The organism is Candidatus Allofournierella merdipullorum (assembly GCF_048426865.1).
Lineage (GTDB): Bacteria > Bacillota > Clostridia > Oscillospirales > Ruminococcaceae > Allofournierella_A > Allofournierella_A merdipullorum.
The window spans coordinates 1-16,363 of the sequence record NZ_DBFNWJ010000021.1; the positions used below are offsets into that span (position 1 = coordinate 1).

The following is a 16,363-nucleotide window of genomic DNA, read 5'->3' on the forward strand; positions in this document are numbered from 1 at the left end:
CACCCAATTTCTTATCCCGGTTTTTAATTTTGTTAATTTTTACATTCGAAACTCTTTAATTTATCAGTTTTTTATCACTATTGCCATCTGTCTCTGGAGGGGACACACTATGGACAAACTGGACAAAAAAATTCTCAGCCTTTTAGCAAAAAATGCAAGAATGTCGGTGAAAGAGATCGCGGAACAGGTCTCTCTCACCAGCCCGGCAGTGTCCAGCCGCATCCACCGGCTGGAAAAGGAGGGCGTCATCGGCGGCTACACGGTGCTGCTGAAGAACCCCGGCAGCCAGCAGGCGGTGAACGCCCTTATCAGCGTGTCGGTGGCCCCCGCCGACCGGGACGAGTTTCTGGCGGCGGTGAACGGCGAGCGGCAGGTGACCCAGTGCTTCCACGTCACCGGCAGCCACAGCTACATCGTGAAGGTGGCCTGCGACACCATGCAGTCGCTGGAGCATCTCATCACCCGCTGCCAGCGCTCCGGCCCCACCAGCACCCAGATCATCCTGTCCACCCCGGTGGACCGCCGCCCCGACCCGATGGAAACCCCGGCGCAATAATTCCGCCCGCCGGCGCGTTTATGCATTGAAGGCCCCTTTCGGGGGCACAGTATCCAAAAAAGGAGATTTGAATGATGAAACGTATTTTCAGCCTGATGGCTGTCTGCCTGCTTGCCCTGGGCCTTGCCGCCTGCGGCTCCTCCCCCGCTTCCTCCGGCGAGCCGAAGGACTATGTGACCATCCTCACCGAGGCCCGCCCCGCCGAGGACAACGAGAGCCTGGTCATCTTCCACCTGAAGGACGGCGTCTACACCGCCACCGGCGGCTACGCCTCCGACCTGACCGAGGAGGACGTGGCCAGCCAGGGCGCCATGTGCCTGCAGGTGCTGGGCCTCACCGAAGAGGACGTGGAAGAGGCCGTGTTCAGCGTGAGCATGATGAACGTGCAGTCCTACGGTCTGGCCATCGTCAAGCCCGCCGACGGCAAGGAAACCGCCGTGACCGAGGGCCTGCAGACCTTCATCGACGGCCAGAAGGCCGCCCAGGAGAACTACCTGGCCGACCAGTACGCCATTGCCAAGGCCGCCAAGCTGGACACCGTGAAGTCCGGCGAAGTGGTGCTGGTGATGTGCGAGGAACAGGACACCGTGTTCTCCGCCATCAAGGACGCGCTGGCCTGACAACGCAGCCTGCCGCCGCCCGGGCGTTGCCCCGGGCGGCGTTTTTTGGTATAATGGGGCGGGCGGGGCCTGCCCCGCCGAACTTTTGCAGCGAAAGGCGGCACGCCATGAAAGCCACCGTTGTGATCCCCAACCTGAACGGCGCGGGCTGGCTGCGGGACTCCATCGAGTCCGTCTGGGCCCAGACCGAGCAGGATTTTGAACTCATCGTGGTGGACAACGGCTCCACCGACGAGAGCCTTGCCATCGCCCAAAGCTATGTGGGCCGGGCAAACTACACCCTCATCGAAAACGCCGAAAACACCGGCTTCTCCTACGCGGTGAACCAGGGCATCCGGGCCGCGAAGGGTGAGTTCGTGGCGCTGTTCAACAACGACGCCTTCGCCGAGCCGGACTGGCTGGCGAACCTGCTGGCGGCGGCCGAAAAGGACCAGCGCATCTTTGCGGTGAGCAGTTTGATGATCCGCCATTTCGAGCGGGAGCTGGCCGACGACGCGGGCGACTATGTCACCATCCTGGGCTTTGCCTGCAAGCGGGGCGACGGCATGAAGGTCAGCCGCTACCAGAAACCGGGCCGGGTGTTCTCCGCCTGCGGCGGCGCGGCCCTTTACCGCAAGAGCATTCTGGACAAGATCGGTCTGTTCGACGAGCACTTCTTCGCCTACTTCGAGGATGTGGACATCAGCTGGCGGGCCAACAGCCTGGGCTACAAAAACGTCTACTGCCCCACCGCCCGGTGTTACCACATCTGCGGCGCCACCACCGGCGCGGTGCGCTACAACCCCTTCAAGAGCGTGCAGAGCGGGCGCAACAGCATCCTGCTGCCCTACAAAAACATGCCCATTCTGATGTTTTTGCTCAATCTGCCCTTTTTGGCGCTGGGCTATCTGATGAAGGCGGTGATGTTCCGGCTACGGGGCTACGGCCCGGCCTACTTCCAGGGCTTCAAGGAGGCGCTGAAAGTCATGGGCAAGCTGGACAAGCCCAAATTCCGCTTCAAAAACCTGCCCAACTACGTGCTCATCCAGCTGTGGCTGGCGGTGGACACCGTGCGCTACTTCATCTACCGCGCCCAGCGGGCTTTGCACATCACCTGAATCTCTCCCCTGCTCCTTTCGGGCGGGGGATTTTTTGTGCTCCAATCATTTTGACAAAAAAAGTTGTCAAAACCCATTGACAAAGAAAGTTGTCATGCTATACTGATATTGACAAAGATAGTTGTCATTACGACAAACATCTTTTGCAAACCATGAAAGGAGGCCGCCTATGCCGCTGGCAAACCGCGTAAAAGAGCTGCGGGCCGCGAAAGGGCTGAACCAGCAGGAGCTGGGCGCGCTGGTGGGCGCGTCCCGCCAGACGGTGAGCCTGATCGAACGGGGGGACTACAACCCCTCCGTGACGCTGGCGCTGCGCATCGCCCGGGTGTTTTCGGTGCCCGTGGAAGAGGTATTCACATTGACCGGGGAGGAAACGGAATGAACAAGCAGGCCAAAACGCCCAAAACGAGCAGGGGCGTCTACATCAAATTCACCCTTATCATGATCGCCAGCGCCCTGACGGGCGCCCTCATCAGCATCTTCCTGCTGGGCCGCGAGGACGGGCTGATGCAGCTGGCCCAGCAAGCCGGCGACTGCCTCACGCAGGCCGGCCCCTGGCTGATGGCGCTGGGCCTTGCGCCCTGCGCCGCCGCCCACTGGCTGTACCTGGCCGGCCAAAAGGCCGCCGCCCGGGCCGGCGAGGACGACGAAGCCTTTGAGGCGGCGAACCGGCGGCTGAGCCTTTCCATGGTCTTTTCGGCGGTGGCGATGCCCTGGGTGATGCTCACCTCATGCCTTGCGGTGCCCGCCGTCACCCTGTGGGAAAGCGCCATTCCCGCCCTGGCGGTGGTGCCGCTTATGATCGCCGAACTGGCCTGGAGCTACGGGCTGCAGGCGGCGGTGGTGCGAGCCGAGCAGCGCCTTGCGCCGGAAAAGCGGGGCAACGTGTTCGACATCCGCTTTCAAAAAGACTGGTACGACAGCTGCGATGAGGCCGAGCGCCAGCGCATCGGCGAATGCGCCTACCATACCTATATCACTATGACCAGCATCTATCCGTTCACCCTGCTGGTTGCCTTGCTGGCGGTGATGTACGGCGGCGCCAGCGTGCTGTGGGCAGTGATGCTGGGCGGGCTGTGGCTCACCCAGACCCTGACCTACCTTTTGCGGGCCCATGCGCTGGATAGCGGCCGGGCCAAAACCGAATGAAACAGGAGGAACCAGACGATGAAATGGACCAAAACGGAAAAACGGCAGCTTGCCATCTTTTTTGCGGTGGCCTTCGGCGCGCCCTGCCTGATGGGCGTGGCGATGGCCCTGGTGCACAGCATGGGGGGCAGCACCGCGGTGTTTGCCAACGCCCAGATGTTCTACCCCGCCGCCGGCGCGATGCTGGCGCTGCTTGTCACCCGCCGGGGAGATAAGCTTCTGCCCCGCCGCTTTTTCGTCGGCTTTCTGGCCCTCACGGCGGTGATGGCGGCCGTCACGCTGGTCACCTTCATACAGCCGCAGGCGGCGCTGCTGCTCGCCAACCTCGTCATCATTCTGGGCAGCCTGGTGTGCCTTGTGCTTTATTTCCTGGACGGCAGGGCCCGCCGCACCGCCGGCGGCCTGCGCCTTGGCGGCTCCGGCGGCGGCAGAGCCATCGTGCTCACGGTGCTGCTGTTCCTGGCTTTGTATCTGGGGCGCTATGCCATCCTCATCGCCGCCTCCAAGCTGGCCGACCCCTCCGCCACCCTGGCGGACATGGGCTTTACCACCGACTGGCTCTATCTGGGCATCAATCTGGCTGTCCTGCCGCTGAATTTCTTCCTGGTCTACACCCCCTTTTTGGGCGAGGAATACGGCTGGCGCGCCTTTTTGCAGCCGCTGCTGCAAAAGCGGTTCGGCCCCCGGCGGGGCGTGCTGGCGCTGGGCGTTTTGTGGGGGGGTTGGCACCTGCCGCTGAACATCTTTTTCTACAGCCCCAGCACCTGGCTGCAGAGCCTTGTCAACCAGATCGTGCTCTGCGTGTGCCTGGCGACCTTCTTCGGCTATGCCCAGCACAAGACCCGCACCGTGTGGGTGCCGGTGGTGCTGCACTATCTGAACAACAACCTCATCGCCGTGTTTGCCGGCACCACCTCCGTCATCGAGAACCAGGTCATCGGCTGGGCCGACGTGGCGGTGGGCGCCGTGCTGCTGGCGGCCCTCTATCTGCCCAGCCTGGCCAGCCGCTTCTGGAAAGAGCCGCTGCCCTGCCTGCCTTTGGACGCCCCCGCGGAGCCTGCGGCCCCCGCCGCAAACGCCGAAGCGCCCGAAGCCGGCAAGCAGCCGCCCCAGTATGGGCCTTTGAACTGAACGCAAAAAAGAACGCCCCCACGGGGGCGTTCTTTTTTGCGTTTACTCGCCGTCTTTCAGGATGCAGGCGTCCCGGTCGGGGCCCACCGAGATGTAGCGGATGGGCCGGCCCACCGCCTTTTCGATGTAGCGCACGTAGTTCTGCGCGGCCTCGGGCAGCTCCTCCCAGCGGCGGTAGCCGCTGATGTCGCAGTGCCAGCCGGGCAGGGTCCTGACCACAGGCTTCGCGTTGTCCAGCTGGGTGCCCATGGGGAAACGGTCGCTCTCCTTGCCGTCCACCAGGTACTTTTCCACCACCGGCACCTGGTCCATATAGTCCAGCACGTCCAGCAGGGTCAGGGCCAGTTCGTCCGCGCCCTGGCAGTTCGCGCCGTAGCGGCTGGCCACCACGTCGAAGGGGCCCACACGCCGGGGCCGGCCGGTGGCCGCGCCGTACTCGTGGCCCGCCTCACGCAGCAGGTGCTTTTCTTCCTCGGTCATGGCCAGCTCGGCGGTGAAGGGGCCCTCGCCCACACAGGAGGAGTAGGCCTTCATGATGCCGATGCTCTTGTCCAGCTTGTGGCCGGGCAGACCCGCGCCGATGGGGGCATAGGCGCCGATGACGTTGGAGGAGCTGGTGTAGGGGTAGATGCCGAAGTCGATGTCCCGCAGCGCGCCCAGCTGGGCCTCGAACATAATTTTCTTGCCCGCGTCGTCCGCGTCCGCCAGATAAGCGCCGGTGTCGCAGACGTAGTCCCGGAACAGCTCACCGTACTTCTGGCACCAGGCCCAAGCCTCTTCCAGGTCGATGGGCTTTGCGCCGTAGACCCGCTCCATGGTCAGATTCTTCCACTCCACGATGGTGGCCAGGTGGCGCTTGCGGCCTTCGTCCAGCTGCACCAGGTCGCCCATGCGCAGGGTCTTTTTCATGTACTTGTCGCCGTAGGCGTAGGCGATGCCCCGCCGGGTGGAGCCGAACTGGCTGCCGCTGGCGGAGAGCCGGTCCTCTTCCAGGCCGTCCTCGGCCACATGCCAAGGCATGCAGACGGTGGCCCGGTCGCTGATCTTCAGGTTCGCGGGGGTGATCTCCACGCCCTTCTCCCGCAGGGAGGCCAGCTCCTTCTCCAGATGGGCCGGGTCGATGACCATGCCGCCGCCCATCACGCAGACCACGCCGGGCCGCAGGATGCCCGAGGGCAGCAGGTTCAAAATGAACTTGCCCCGCTCGTTCTTCACGGTATGCCCCGCGTTGTTGCCGCCCTGATACCGGGCCACGATGTCATAGTCGCGGCTGAGCAGGTCCACCATGCGGCCCTTGCCCTCGTCGCCCCAGTTTACGCCAGTGATCGCTGTCAACATGCCTTATTCCCCTTTTCCCCGTTTTGAATGTAGTATAGCCAAAAAAAGATGCAGCGGCTGCCGGATCGTGAGATCCGGCAGCCGCTGCATACCCTTTTTCACGCAGATTAGAATACCACCCCGCGCGGCGGATGTCAACCGCTTTTTTGTTTTTTCACATTCCCGGGCGCGGCGGGCTCAGTCGCCGCAGAGTTTCTGCATGGCCTCCAGGTCGGTAACGATGAAGTACTTTCCCTCCCGGGTGAGAAGGCCCTGGTCGATGAACATGTTGAACACATTGCCCACCGTGACCCGGCTGGCGTTGACGATGCCGGAGATGTCCTGCTGAGTGAAGTGGATGGAGATGCGCACGCCCTTTTCATGCTCCTTGCCGTACTGGCGGCAGAGGTTCACCAGCTGGCTGGCGATGCGGTGGGTGGCCTGCTTGAAGGACAGGTCCAATATCTGCCGGTAGAACACGTCCTTTTTGCGGCACAAAAGAGAGATGACCCGCTGGGTGAGCTGCCAGTTGTGCTCCATCGCCTCCTGCAGCTCCAACACGGGGATCTTCCAGACCAGGCTGTCCACAATGGCCACCGCCGAGGACTGATGCACCGCGCCGTTCAGGCAGGAGGACTCGCCCACCAGCGCGCCCTTTTCGGCGATGTAAAGCTGCTTTTCCGCCCCATCCTCCTGATAGGAGGTGATGCGCAGCCGGCCGGACTTCACAATAAACACCGCGTCCGCCGCGTCTTCCTGATGGAAAAGGATCGCCTTTTTCCGGTACTGCACCGGGGCGCGGCCTTCGGTCAGGGGCGCCCAGCCCTCCAGATCCAGGGTGATCCAGGGAGAGTTCTCCCGCTCGCTGCTCTCGTACATATTTCTCGACCTGCCTTTCCGCAACAGCGACTGATCCAAAACATCATAGACACTTTATAATACTTTTTTCTCATCTTTTATGTCAAGACAAGTATTTTACATGTTCGGCAGATGTTTTATACACTGCGCACGAAACTTTTTATCAAAATGTCAAGTGCTTTATAGAACTTGACCCATTATGGAGAGTATCATGGACCCAGAGACCAAACAGGAGGTGACAGGAGAAAATGACAGCGGAAACAAAGCTGGAACAGCTTGGCCTGACGCTGCCCGCAGTGCCCGCGCCGGTGGCCGCCTATGTGCCGGGCGCGGCGGACGGAACGCTGGTATTCACCAGCGGCCAGCTGCCCACGGAAAACGGCGTGCTGCGCAAGGGCAAACTTGGCAAAGACATGACCGTGGAAGAGGGCTATGAAGCCGCCCGCATCGCGGCGCTGAACTGCCTGGCGGTGGTCAAGAGTTTGGCGGGCAGCCTGGACCGGGTGGAGCGCGTGGTCAAGGTGGTGGGGTTCGTGAACTGCACCCCTGATTTTGAAGCGCAGCCCAAGGTCATCAACGGCGCTTCGGAACTGCTGGGCCAGGTCTTCGGCGACGCCGGCCTGCACGCCCGCAGCGCGGTGGGCGTGAGCAGCCTGCCTTTGGGCGCGTGCTGCGAAGTGGAACTTATCGTTCGTCTCAAGCCTTGAGGAAAAGGCTGCAATACATCACACAATGAAAATCGGAGGTAAGCTGCAATGAGTTACGATTGGGAGAAAATGAGAAAAGAAGAGTGGCCCGTTCTGGAGACCATGACCTTCCTGGACGCCGCCTGCGTCAGCTTCGCGCCCCAGCGCAGTGTCCGTGCTGTGAAGGCGTTTGCCGATATGACCGCCGTACAGGAGGAAGCCAACTCCAGCGCCCACCACATCGCCATGGACGCCAAGCGCGACAAGGCCTATAAGGAAGCCGCCAAACTGCTGAACGCCGACCCCGAGGAGATCGCTCTGGTGGAGAGCACTTCCCACGGTCTGAACATCGCCGCTCAGGGCATCGAGCTGAACGACGGCGACAACATCGTGACCACCAACCTGGAGTTCATCCAGGTGGCCCTGCCCTGGTGCGTCATCCGCAAGGAAAAGAACATCGACATCCGCGTTTGCAAACCCGCCGACGAGCGCTTCACCGCCGCCGCCTTCGAGCCTCTGGTGGACGACAAGACCCGCATTCTGGTGATGTCCACTCTGGAGTGGTGCAACGGCTGGCAGAGCGACATGAAGGAGATCGGCGACTTCTGCAAAGAACGGGGCATCTTCTTGGTTGTGGACGCCGTGCAGCAGCTGGGCGTGACCAAGATCGACACCAAGGCCTGCCACATCGACATCCTCACCGCCGGCGGCCACAAGTGGCTGAACTCCCCCTACGGCACCGGCGTGCTGTACATCAACAAAGAGACCCTGCCCAAGCTGAAGCAGAGCTACGCAGGCTACCTGAACACCACCGTCCCCGAGGGCGGCTGGGGCGCCTACTGGGAGAATCCCGCCGCGCCTTCCGTCAACGACTGGACCTTCCCCCTGACCGCCCGGCGCTTTGAGATCGGTGGCACCTCCAACTACCCCGGCGCCGTGGCTCTGGGCGAGAGCCTGGGCCTGGTGAACGAAATCGGCATCGAGAACATCGAAGCCCATGTGCGCGAGCTGGCCACCTACTGCATGGACCGCATCGAAGAGATCGGCGGCACCCTGATCACCCATCGTGACCCCGGCCACTTCGGCGGCATCGTCATCGCCCGCCTGTATGACGATCTGGACACCGACCGCATGATCCTCAAGAAGCTGCACGCCCGCAAAATCTTCATCGCCCAGCGCTTCACCGACTATGTGGGCGGCTTCCGCATCTCCTGCCAGTACTTCAACAACAAGAAAGACATCGACACCATGATCGAGGGCATGAAGGACCTCATCAAAGAGATCGGCCGTGAGCCTGATTACAAGGGCTGAACCCCTGCTTTCACCAACCGGCCCTGAATAGCCAAACCGCAGATGCTTCGGGGCGTTTTGCCCCGGAGCATCTGCGCTTTTTCAAGGAGGTTTTTATGCCCACCGAGCCCAACGCCGCAGCGCCGCTGCGATTCCGGTACGGGACCTTCGGCCTGCTGCTCCCCTTCGCTGTTCTGCTGTCGGGGATGCTTTTGCTGGCAGCGGCGGGCAAAGCCATGCCCGCGGCCTTCTGGGTGCCTGCGCTGGCTGCGGTGGCCACAGCGCTGGCCCTGGCAAAAGACCCGACCCACTGCGCCGATCTTCTGATCCAGGGCATGGCCTCTGAGATGGTCGCCACCATGCTGTTGGCCTGGTTTTTAGCGGGCATCGTGGCCCAGCTGATGAAGGAGACCGGCCTCGTCGAAGGCCTCACCTGGCTTTGTATCAGCACCGGCCTGGGCGGGCGGGTCTTCCCGCTGATCGCATTTCTGTGCGGGAGTTTTCTCTCTCTTGCCACCGGCACGGCGCTGGGCACCGTGATCGCCCTCGCCCCCATCCTCTACCCGGTGGGGGTGGCCCTGGGCGCGGACGGGCCGGCGATGGCAGGGGCTATCATCAGCGCAGCATGCCTGGGCGACTCGGCTGCCCCCATGTCGGACACCACCATTGCCGCTGCCTACACCCAAGGCGTAGACGTGGGCGCAGTGGTGCGTGCCCGCCTTCGCTATGTTCTTGCAGCGGCCGCCATCGCAGCCGTGTGCTTCTTCGTCTTTGCCGGTGCAGCCCACAGCGGCGGAACGCCCGTCGACAAGGGAAGCGCTTCGCCCCGGGGGCTGCTCATGCTGGCAGTGCCTGTTCTGCTCATGGCGCTGATGTGCCGCGGCGTGCACCTGATCGTGGCGCTGGTGAGCGCTGCCGCCGCAGGCATCGCCCTGGGGCTGGCCGCCGGCCTGCTGCCCTTTGAGCGCCTGCTGGTGGTGGATGCCTCCTCGTTCACCGTGGGCGGCGTTCTGGTGGAAGGCGTGCAGAGTCTCCTGGACATTGCCGTTTTTGCCCTGCTGCTGATGGGGCTGGTGAATCTTCTGGACAAGGGCGGCTTTTTCCGCCGGCTCGTGAACGCCTGCTCCCGAGCCATCCGAAGCGACAGGACCTGTGAGCTTGCAGCAGCAGTGCTTAACGTTGCGCTTTGCCTGCTCACCGTGGCCAGCAGCGTGACCATCATGCTGGAGGGCCCTGTTGCCAAAAAGCTGTTGGTGGAGCAGTGCGGTCTTTCCCCAGCGCGCAGCGCTGTTTTGATGAGCGGACTCTCCTGCGCTGCGCTGGGGCTCATCCCCTATGCTTTCGCACCGCTGCTCACTTACATGCTGGCCGGCAGGTCCGGCGCGCCGGTGGATTTTTCAATCGGGCAGATGGTCCTTTGCAATTATTACGGCTGGGCGCTGGCCTTGGTGATGCTTTTCAGTATCCTCACCGGCTGGGGCCGCGCGCCCGGCACATCCCGAAAGGAGCACTGAATATGTTTGCCACAGGCTATCCCTTCTATGGCCAGGACGTGGGCGTTCTGGTCTTCTCCACGGTGACGCCCCGCGCCCCTGGCGATGCGGGCAACGCCGCGAGTTTTTCCTACCCCGTGCGCTATGAAGTCGTGCAGGGCGGCTTTGCCGACTTGGTGGAAGGCGGGCCCGTCATCAAGGCGAACCTGCTGACCGCCGGGCAGAATCTGGTGAAGGCAGGCATCAAGGCCATCGTGGGCGACTGCGGCATGATGAGCCTTTATCAGGACTGCCTGGGCGCTGAACTGGGCATCCCCTTCGCCGGGTCCTCCCTGTGCCAGATCCCGATGATCTGGCAGCTCATCGGCCGCAGCGGCAGCATCGGCGTCATCACCGGCCACTCCGGCCTGCTGAAGGAGACCCATCTGCGGGCCTCCGGCTGGACGGAGGACATCCGTCTTTCCATCCAGGGCATGCAGGACGAAGCCCATTTTGATGAGATCGTCATTCGGGGTGGCCTTGCGCTGGACGTGGACCGCATGCGCGGCGACGTGCTGGCCGCAGGCGAAAAGCTGCGGGCGAAGACCCCTGACCTGCGGGCAGTCATCTTTGAGTGCAGCAATCTGGCCACCTACTCGGCGGACCTGGCCGAGGCGCTGGGCGTGCCCGTGTTCGACACTCTTTCCGCTGCAAATCTGCTGGCCTATGCCGTACATCCGCCGCGGTATCTGTGAAGCGACACGCCCGCCAATGCACAAACAGGAGGGACAATGATGGATTTTTCATTTTACACCTTTGGCCAACTGGACGCCGCGACCTTGTATGAGATCATCGCCCACCGCATGGAGGTGTTCGTACTGGGTCAGGGCAACATCTACCGCGACCTGGACGGCTTTGACCAGAAAGCCACCCACCTGCTGGCCCGGGACGAGACCGGGGCGTTGGTGGGGTATGTGCGGCTGCTGCCCGCCGCGCTGCACTACGACGGCCACGACCACAACAGCTTCGGGCGGCTCTCGGTGAAAGACGCCGCCAGGGGCAAAGGCCTTGGGGCCGAACTGGTTCGCCGGGCCTGCCACAGGCTTGCGCAGGATTCCGGCGACCCTGTGGTGGAGATCTCCGCCATGGCCTATCTGGAAGATTTTTACCGCCGTCTGGGTTTTGAACGCATTTCCGAAGAATATACCATTGCCGGCGTACCCCATGTGAACATGCTTTTCCGCGGCTGACCGACGCCAGCGCGCACGCGGCGCGGACCGCCCCTTTTCGGGTTGGTCCGCGTTTTTTCACTTTTGGTGCATTTGATTTCACGACCGCATCTTTCACAATAATTTTTGTCCGTTCGGCAAAAAATGTATAACGATTTGCATATTTTTTTCGAGTTTTCCTGTAAGATGATACTCACAAGGGTACCCGAAAAGAAATCACTTTTGCAGAGCGCAACGTCTTTCGCCCGTAATGCAGAAAGGCATTGTTTTGCTGCGGCCTGCACCCTGTCCACCCCCTTTGTTCCCGGACCGCCGGTCCGCTCCGCCGCACCCGACAGCGGCTCAAATAAAAAGGCCGATGGACCCCCTCGGGCCGCCTCTGCGCTGTAAAAAAATCGCTTTTGGGAGGGAAATCAATGAGCAATCAGGTCGACACCGCGAAGCCCAAAAAAGAGGGTTTGATGAACCGCTTCCTCGACGGCGTGGAACGCGTCGGCAACAAAATGTGCGACCCCGTGACCCTGTTCGTCTGCATCTGTGTCATCATCGTAGTATGCTCCGCCATCTTCAACGGAGCCACCGTGATGAACCCCGCCACCAACGAAAACATCACCATCACCAGCCTTGCTACCTTTGAGAACTTTGTGTGGATGCTCTCCAGCTTCACAAACAACATCGCCAACTTCCCCACCCTGATTCTCGGCCTGGTGGTCGTTCTGGGCGTGGGCCTGTTCGAATCCACAGGCCTTGCCTCCGCGCTGATGCGCGTGTCGGTGATGAAAGCGCCCAAGGCGCTCATCGTGCCGCTGCTGCTCATCATCAGCGTCAACTCCAACATCGCGGGTGACGCGGGCTTTTTGATCATGCCCATGATCGGTGCTCTGGTGTTCATGTCCATCGGCAAAAACCCCATCGCCGGCATGGCGCTGTGCTACGCGGGTGTAGCAGGCGGATTCTCCGCCAACTTCATGGTGGGTTCCACCGATGCGCTGCTCATCGGCTACACCGGCCCGGCAGCCCAGTTCATCGACCCGAATTACCAGGCAAACATCATGTGCAACTGGTACTTCATGGCCGCCTCCGCCGTGGTCCTGGCCATCGTGGGCACCTTCGTCAACAAGTTTTTCGTTGAGTCCCGCGTGGGCGCTTATCACGGCGACATGGAGCAGCACACCACCGAGATCACCCCGGAAGAGCGCAAGGGCCTGCGCGTTGCCGGCATCGCCTTCCTGGTGCTGGTGGCCGTGCTGCTGGCCATGTGCATTCCCGCCGACTCCCCCATGCGCGACGAGACCGGCGACCTGCTGGGCTACTCCGGCGGCCTGATTTCCGGCATCGTGCCCATCATCATGCTGGTGTTCTTTGTTCCCTCTGTGGCCTACGGCTTTGCCACCGGCAAGTTCAAGAACGACAAGGACCTTGTGAAAGCCCTCATCGCCGCCGTGAGCAGCATGTCCGGCTATGTGACCTTCTGCATCGTGGCCGCCCAGATGATCGCCTACTTCAACAAGAGCAACATCGGCACCTACATCGCCATCTCCGGCGCAAACTTCCTGAGCAACATCGGTCTGACCGGCATCCCCCTGATGATCCTGTTCATCCTGCTGTGCGCTCTCATCAACCTGCTGGTGGCTTCCGCCAGCGCCAAGTGGGCATTCCTGGCCCCGGTGTTCGTGCCCATGTTCATGCTGCTGGGCTACGACCCCTCCTTCACCCAGGTGCTCTACCGCATCGGCGACTCCATCACCAACCCCATCACCCCGATGTTCGCCTACTTCGCCATGCTGGTGGGCCTGGCGGAGAAGTATGACAAGAAGGCCGGCATCGGCAGCCTGATGAGTTGCCTGCTGCCTTACTCGCTGGCATTCTTTGTGATGTGGACCGCCTTTGTGATCATCTGGATCACCCTCGGCATTCCCCTTGGCCCCGGCAGCGCCGTATTCCTCGGCTGACGGCTGCCCCGACCACCGATCTCACGAAAAGGCACCCTTTGGGCATTCAGAGGGTGCCTTTTTTTCAAGAAACGAATTATCCACCGCAAAAAAGGAGGTGCCTTATGCGCACAAGGATAGACGATCTCATTTTATACGACGGCAAGGGCGGACGGCTGGAATCCGCCAGTGTTCTGTTCGATGAAAACGGCATCGTGGCCGCAGGCAGCGGTCTGAAAGACGCCCAGGCCGAAACCGTGATCGACGGCAAAGGTCTGACCTGCACCCCCGGCTGGGTGCAGGGCCATACCCACATCGCCGTGGACGGCCTGCCCAACATGCAGGCCCAGGTGATGCGGGACGACACCGAGGCCGCCGTGATGGCCAGTGCCGCCCGCAACAGCCTGCGCTGTTTGAAAAGCGGCCTTGTGGCCGTGCGGGACATGGGCACCAATTTCGACGTGTCCATCAAGCTGCGGGGCGCCATCAACGCCGGCAAACTGCTGGGGCCGCGGGTCTACGCCAGCGGCCGGGTACTCTGCATGACCGGCGGCCACGGCTACTATTTCGGCATCGAGGTGGACGGCGCCGACGAGGCCCGCAAAGCCGCCCGCGCCCAGATCAAGCGCGGTGCCGACCTGCTCAAGATCATGGCCACCGGCGGCGGCCAGTCCAAGGGGATGAAGGCCGGCGTGCCCCAGTTGAGTTATGAGGAGATCCGTGCTATCGTAGAGGAAGCGCATCACGCGGGCATTCATACGGCGGCCCACGCCCAGGGCAAGGAGGGCGTGATGAACTGCCTGCGGGCCGGGGTGGACAGCATCGAGCACGGCGTGACCCTGGACGACGAGCAGATCGAACTGATGCTCAAGCAGGGCACCTACTTCTGCCCCACTCTGATGGCACTGTGGTATGTCATCGAAAAGGGCGAGGCCTCCGGCATCCCGCCTTATGTGGTGGAAAAGTGCAAGATCCAGGCCATCACCCACTTCGACGGCTTCACCGCCGCCTACAAAGCGGGCGTGAAAGTGATCGCGGGCACCGACGCGGGCACTCCCTTCAATTACCAGGATGACATGGCCAGCGAGTTCATCAAGATGCACGAGCTGGGCATGAGCGTGAAGGACGTGATCGTCTCCGCCACCCGCACCCCCGCCGAGGCCTTTGGCGTGGCAGACCGCACCGGCACCATCGAGCCGGGCAAATGGGCCGACCTGACTCTCATCGAAGGCGATCCGGAGGCCGACCTGGAAGCCTTCCGCCGGGTGAAGATGGTGTTCAAGGGCGGTCAGCTGGTTTACAGCAACAAAAACGGCAGAGACGTGTTCCTGCCGGTGCTTTGAAAACGAGGTGAATGAAACATGGCGACCATTCTGCAGCACGGCATGCTCGTCGACGGTCTGGCAAAGGAGCCTGTGGCCGACGGCATGCTGATCTATGAAGGCAAGGAAATTCTCTACGCCGGTCCCTTCTGCCCCGAAGCGGCGGCTCAATATCCCGGCGCGCAGGTGCAGGACGTCCGGGGCCAGACCATCATGCCCGGCCTCATCGACGCTCACGTACACCTGACCATGTACGGCAAGCCCTCCAGCGTGATGGACTTTTTGATGGACAGCGCCACCTACACCGCCCTCAAGGCGGCCGACTGCGCCAAGAAGCTGCTCTATGCCGGTTTCACCACCGTGCGCAGCATGGGCGACAAGGCTTCGGCGGACTACGCCGTGAAACGGGCCATCAACGAGGGGATGATCGAGGGCCCGCGGCTGCTCACCAGCGGCAAGGCCATCTCCATCACCGGCGGCCACGGCGATTTCGTGCCCGGGGACGTGGAGCTTGACTCCATCGGCGAGACCTGCGACGGCGTGGACGAAGTGCGCCGCGCCGCCCGCGACCGGCTGAAAAACGGGGCCGACAACATCAAACTGATGGCCACCGGCGGCGGCAACTCTCCCGGGCCGGGCACTGTGTCCCAGCTCACCGAAGAGGAGATGCGGGTCGCTGTGGAAGAGGCCGCCAATCGAAACGCCCTCACCGCCGCCCATGCCATCGGCGCCGATGGCATCAAACGCGCCCTGCGGGCCGGTGTGCGCACCATCGAGCACGGCAGCTTTCTGGACGATGAGGGCATCGAGCTGCTGCTGAAGGGCGACCACTATCTGGTTCCCACCCTGTGCGCCTTCCGCACCATCAAATACGGCCCGGAGGGCGGCGTGCCCGACTATGTGCTGGAGAAGATCCACTACTTTGCCACCGCCCACTACGCAGGGCTGGAAAAGGCCTACAAAGCAGGCGTGAAGATCGTCTGCGGCACCGACACCGGCACCCCCTTCAACTGCCACGGCGACGGTGCCGAGGAGCTGGAGATGTATACCAAGCTCTGCATGAGCCCCATGGAAGCCATCAAGACCGCTACCAGCATGGCGGCTCAGGCCCTGCGCCAGCCGGACATCGGCGTGCTGGCCGCGGGCAAGACCGCCGACGTGCTGGTGGTAAAGGGCGACGTGCTTGCCAATATTGCCCTGCTGCAAAACAAGGCTGACCTCACCATCATCCACAACGGCAAACTTGTGACCGGAACGCTGTGACCTCCTTTCGCGCTCCTTCTCTCTCCCGGAAGAGGGCCGGCCCGGCCTCTTCATATCCCGCCCGGCCGGCGCATATACATTCTGCGTGAGAACTCATCACGGGGAGTGACGCTGTGTGAAAGGGAACATCGACGAGCGCGCCTTGCAGCTGGCGCTGTACATCACCGAACACCGTGCCACCGTGCGCAGCGCCGCCGGCGCTTTCGGCGTCAGCAAGTCCACGGTGCACAAGGATGTGACCTGCCGGCTCAAGCGGCTGAACCCGCAGCTGTACCGCCAGGTGCAGCAGGTGCTGGGGGCCAACAAGGCCGAGCGGCACCTGCGGGGCGGAGCCGCCACCCGGCTGAAATATTCCCGCGGGTGAACGCCCCTGCGCTTCACAGGAAAAGGGGGAGGGGGCCGGGGGTGGCCGCCCGGGCCCCCCCCCCCCGTGTTAGTGTGT

17 protein-coding genes are annotated in these 16,363 nt (G+C 62.3%); 15 read left to right on the top strand and 2 right to left on the bottom strand.

The genetic code is table 11. From position 1 onward, the window contains the following. The first annotated feature begins 109 nt into the window (after positions 1 to 109). The 6 genes from ACMNAY_RS03610 to ACMNAY_RS03635 all read left to right on the top strand — a co-directional run bounded on the left by ACMNAY_RS03610 (position 110) and on the right by ACMNAY_RS03635 (position 4,553). Positions 110 to 556: an Lrp/AsnC family transcriptional regulator gene (locus tag ACMNAY_RS03610; RefSeq protein WP_418718422.1), complete on the top strand. Its 447-nt coding sequence runs from the start codon at positions 110 to 112 to the stop codon at positions 554 to 556. A 74-nt stretch (positions 557 to 630) separates the two neighbouring features. Further along, complete coding sequence (locus tag ACMNAY_RS03615; protein WP_418718423.1) at positions 631 to 1,176, top strand: DUF4358 domain-containing protein; 546 nt, start codon at positions 631 to 633, stop codon at positions 1,174 to 1,176. 107 nt (positions 1,177 to 1,283) lie between these two features. Then, positions 1,284 to 2,273, top strand: a complete 990-nt coding sequence (locus ACMNAY_RS03620; protein ID WP_418718424.1) for a glycosyltransferase family 2 protein — start codon at positions 1,284 to 1,286, stop codon at positions 2,271 to 2,273. Between the two features lie 169 nt (positions 2,274 to 2,442). Beyond that, positions 2,443 to 2,655 carry a helix-turn-helix transcriptional regulator gene (locus ACMNAY_RS03625; protein WP_394969670.1) on the top strand — a complete coding sequence of 71 codons (213 nt, stop codon included), beginning with the start codon at positions 2,443 to 2,445 and terminating at the stop codon, positions 2,653 to 2,655. Continuing rightward, positions 2,652 to 3,422, top strand: a complete 771-nt coding sequence (locus ACMNAY_RS03630; RefSeq protein ID WP_418718425.1) for a DUF3169 family protein — start codon at positions 2,652 to 2,654, stop codon at positions 3,420 to 3,422. Before ACMNAY_RS03625 ends, ACMNAY_RS03630 begins: the two co-directional genes overlap by 4 nt. Before the next feature lie 18 nt (positions 3,423 to 3,440). Next, positions 3,441 to 4,553: a CPBP family intramembrane glutamic endopeptidase gene (locus tag ACMNAY_RS03635; RefSeq protein ID WP_418718426.1), complete on the top strand. Its 1,113-nt coding sequence runs from the start codon at positions 3,441 to 3,443 to the stop codon at positions 4,551 to 4,553. A 42-nt stretch (positions 4,554 to 4,595) separates the two neighbouring features. On the opposite strand, the gene ACMNAY_RS03640 is transcribed toward ACMNAY_RS03635, so the two are convergent. Next, entirely contained in the window at positions 4,596 to 5,891 is a 1,296-nt protein-coding gene (locus ACMNAY_RS03640) for an adenylosuccinate synthase (RefSeq protein ID WP_418718427.1), read from the bottom strand. Positions 5,892 to 6,068: 177 nt separating this feature from the next. Continuing rightward, positions 6,069 to 6,749, bottom strand: coding sequence for a Crp/Fnr family transcriptional regulator (locus ACMNAY_RS03645; protein ID WP_394976908.1), 681 nt, complete (start codon positions 6,747 to 6,749; stop codon positions 6,069 to 6,071). Between the two features lie 227 nt (positions 6,750 to 6,976). Between ACMNAY_RS03645 and ACMNAY_RS03650 the strand changes: the two genes are divergently transcribed. The 9 genes from ACMNAY_RS03650 (at position 6,977) to spoIIID (ending at position 16,285) form a co-directional block, all read left to right on the top strand. Next, complete coding sequence (locus tag ACMNAY_RS03650; protein ID WP_177522180.1) at positions 6,977 to 7,435, top strand: RidA family protein; 459 nt, start codon at positions 6,977 to 6,979, stop codon at positions 7,433 to 7,435. A 48-nt stretch (positions 7,436 to 7,483) separates the two neighbouring features. Beyond that, positions 7,484 to 8,725 carry an aminotransferase class V-fold PLP-dependent enzyme gene (locus ACMNAY_RS03655; protein WP_418718428.1) on the top strand — a complete coding sequence of 414 codons (1,242 nt, stop codon included), beginning with the start codon at positions 7,484 to 7,486 and terminating at the stop codon, positions 8,723 to 8,725. Between the two features lie 95 nt (positions 8,726 to 8,820). After that, on the top strand, positions 8,821 to 10,218 hold the full coding sequence (locus tag ACMNAY_RS03660) for a Na+/H+ antiporter NhaC family protein (RefSeq protein ID WP_394976905.1): 1,398 nt from the start codon (positions 8,821 to 8,823) through the stop codon (positions 10,216 to 10,218). A 2-nt stretch (positions 10,219 to 10,220) separates the two neighbouring features. Then, complete coding sequence (locus tag ACMNAY_RS03665; RefSeq protein ID WP_394976903.1) at positions 10,221 to 10,931, top strand: hypothetical protein; 711 nt, start codon at positions 10,221 to 10,223, stop codon at positions 10,929 to 10,931. A gap of 39 nt (positions 10,932 to 10,970) precedes the next feature. After that, positions 10,971 to 11,426, top strand: coding sequence for a GNAT family N-acetyltransferase (locus tag ACMNAY_RS03670; protein WP_394976901.1), 456 nt, complete (start codon positions 10,971 to 10,973; stop codon positions 11,424 to 11,426). Positions 11,427 to 11,821: 395 nt separating this feature from the next. Then, on the top strand, positions 11,822 to 13,357 hold the full coding sequence (locus tag ACMNAY_RS03675) for an AbgT family transporter (protein WP_418718429.1): 1,536 nt from the start codon (positions 11,822 to 11,824) through the stop codon (positions 13,355 to 13,357). 104 nt (positions 13,358 to 13,461) lie between these two features. Beyond that, entirely contained in the window at positions 13,462 to 14,679 is a 1,218-nt protein-coding gene (locus tag ACMNAY_RS03680; protein ID WP_394976897.1) for a metal-dependent hydrolase family protein, read from the top strand. An 18-nt stretch (positions 14,680 to 14,697) separates the two neighbouring features. Then, on the top strand, positions 14,698 to 15,921 hold the full coding sequence (locus tag ACMNAY_RS03685) for a metal-dependent hydrolase family protein (protein ID WP_394976896.1): 1,224 nt from the start codon (positions 14,698 to 14,700) through the stop codon (positions 15,919 to 15,921). Between the two features lie 115 nt (positions 15,922 to 16,036). Beyond that, positions 16,037 to 16,285 carry a sporulation transcriptional regulator SpoIIID gene (gene spoIIID, locus ACMNAY_RS03690; RefSeq protein WP_394976894.1) on the top strand — a complete coding sequence of 83 codons (249 nt, stop codon included), beginning with the start codon at positions 16,037 to 16,039 and terminating at the stop codon, positions 16,283 to 16,285. Positions 16,286 to 16,363: the final 78 nt, after the last annotated feature.

Excerpts from the sequence above, each read along its gene's own strand:
- ACMNAY_RS03610 (WP_418718422.1), top strand. The coding sequence starts at position 110 with ATGGACAAACTGGACAAAAAAATTCTCAGCCTTTTAGCAAAAAATGCA.
- ACMNAY_RS03615 (WP_418718423.1), top strand. The coding sequence starts at position 631 with ATGAAACGTATTTTCAGCCTGATGGCTGTCTGCCTGCTTGCCCTGGGC.
- ACMNAY_RS03620 (WP_418718424.1), top strand. The coding sequence starts at position 1,284 with ATGAAAGCCACCGTTGTGATCCCCAACCTGAACGGCGCGGGCTGGCTG.
- ACMNAY_RS03625 (WP_394969670.1), top strand. The coding sequence starts at position 2,443 with ATGCCGCTGGCAAACCGCGTAAAAGAGCTGCGGGCCGCGAAAGGGCTG.
- ACMNAY_RS03630 (WP_418718425.1), top strand. The coding sequence starts at position 2,652 with ATGAACAAGCAGGCCAAAACGCCCAAAACGAGCAGGGGCGTCTACATC.
- ACMNAY_RS03635 (WP_418718426.1), top strand. The coding sequence starts at position 3,441 with ATGAAATGGACCAAAACGGAAAAACGGCAGCTTGCCATCTTTTTTGCG.
- ACMNAY_RS03640 (WP_418718427.1), bottom strand. The coding sequence starts at position 5,891 with ATGTTGACAGCGATCACTGGCGTAAACTGGGGCGACGAGGGCAAGGGC.
- ACMNAY_RS03645 (WP_394976908.1), bottom strand. The coding sequence starts at position 6,749 with ATGTACGAGAGCAGCGAGCGGGAGAACTCTCCCTGGATCACCCTGGAT.
- ACMNAY_RS03650 (WP_177522180.1), top strand. The coding sequence starts at position 6,977 with ATGACAGCGGAAACAAAGCTGGAACAGCTTGGCCTGACGCTGCCCGCA.
- ACMNAY_RS03655 (WP_418718428.1), top strand. The coding sequence starts at position 7,484 with ATGAGTTACGATTGGGAGAAAATGAGAAAAGAAGAGTGGCCCGTTCTG.
- ACMNAY_RS03660 (WP_394976905.1), top strand. The coding sequence starts at position 8,821 with ATGCCCACCGAGCCCAACGCCGCAGCGCCGCTGCGATTCCGGTACGGG.
- ACMNAY_RS03665 (WP_394976903.1), top strand. The coding sequence starts at position 10,221 with ATGTTTGCCACAGGCTATCCCTTCTATGGCCAGGACGTGGGCGTTCTG.
- ACMNAY_RS03670 (WP_394976901.1), top strand. The coding sequence starts at position 10,971 with ATGGATTTTTCATTTTACACCTTTGGCCAACTGGACGCCGCGACCTTG.
- ACMNAY_RS03675 (WP_418718429.1), top strand. The coding sequence starts at position 11,822 with ATGAGCAATCAGGTCGACACCGCGAAGCCCAAAAAAGAGGGTTTGATG.
- ACMNAY_RS03680 (WP_394976897.1), top strand. The coding sequence starts at position 13,462 with ATGCGCACAAGGATAGACGATCTCATTTTATACGACGGCAAGGGCGGA.
- ACMNAY_RS03685 (WP_394976896.1), top strand. The coding sequence starts at position 14,698 with ATGGCGACCATTCTGCAGCACGGCATGCTCGTCGACGGTCTGGCAAAG.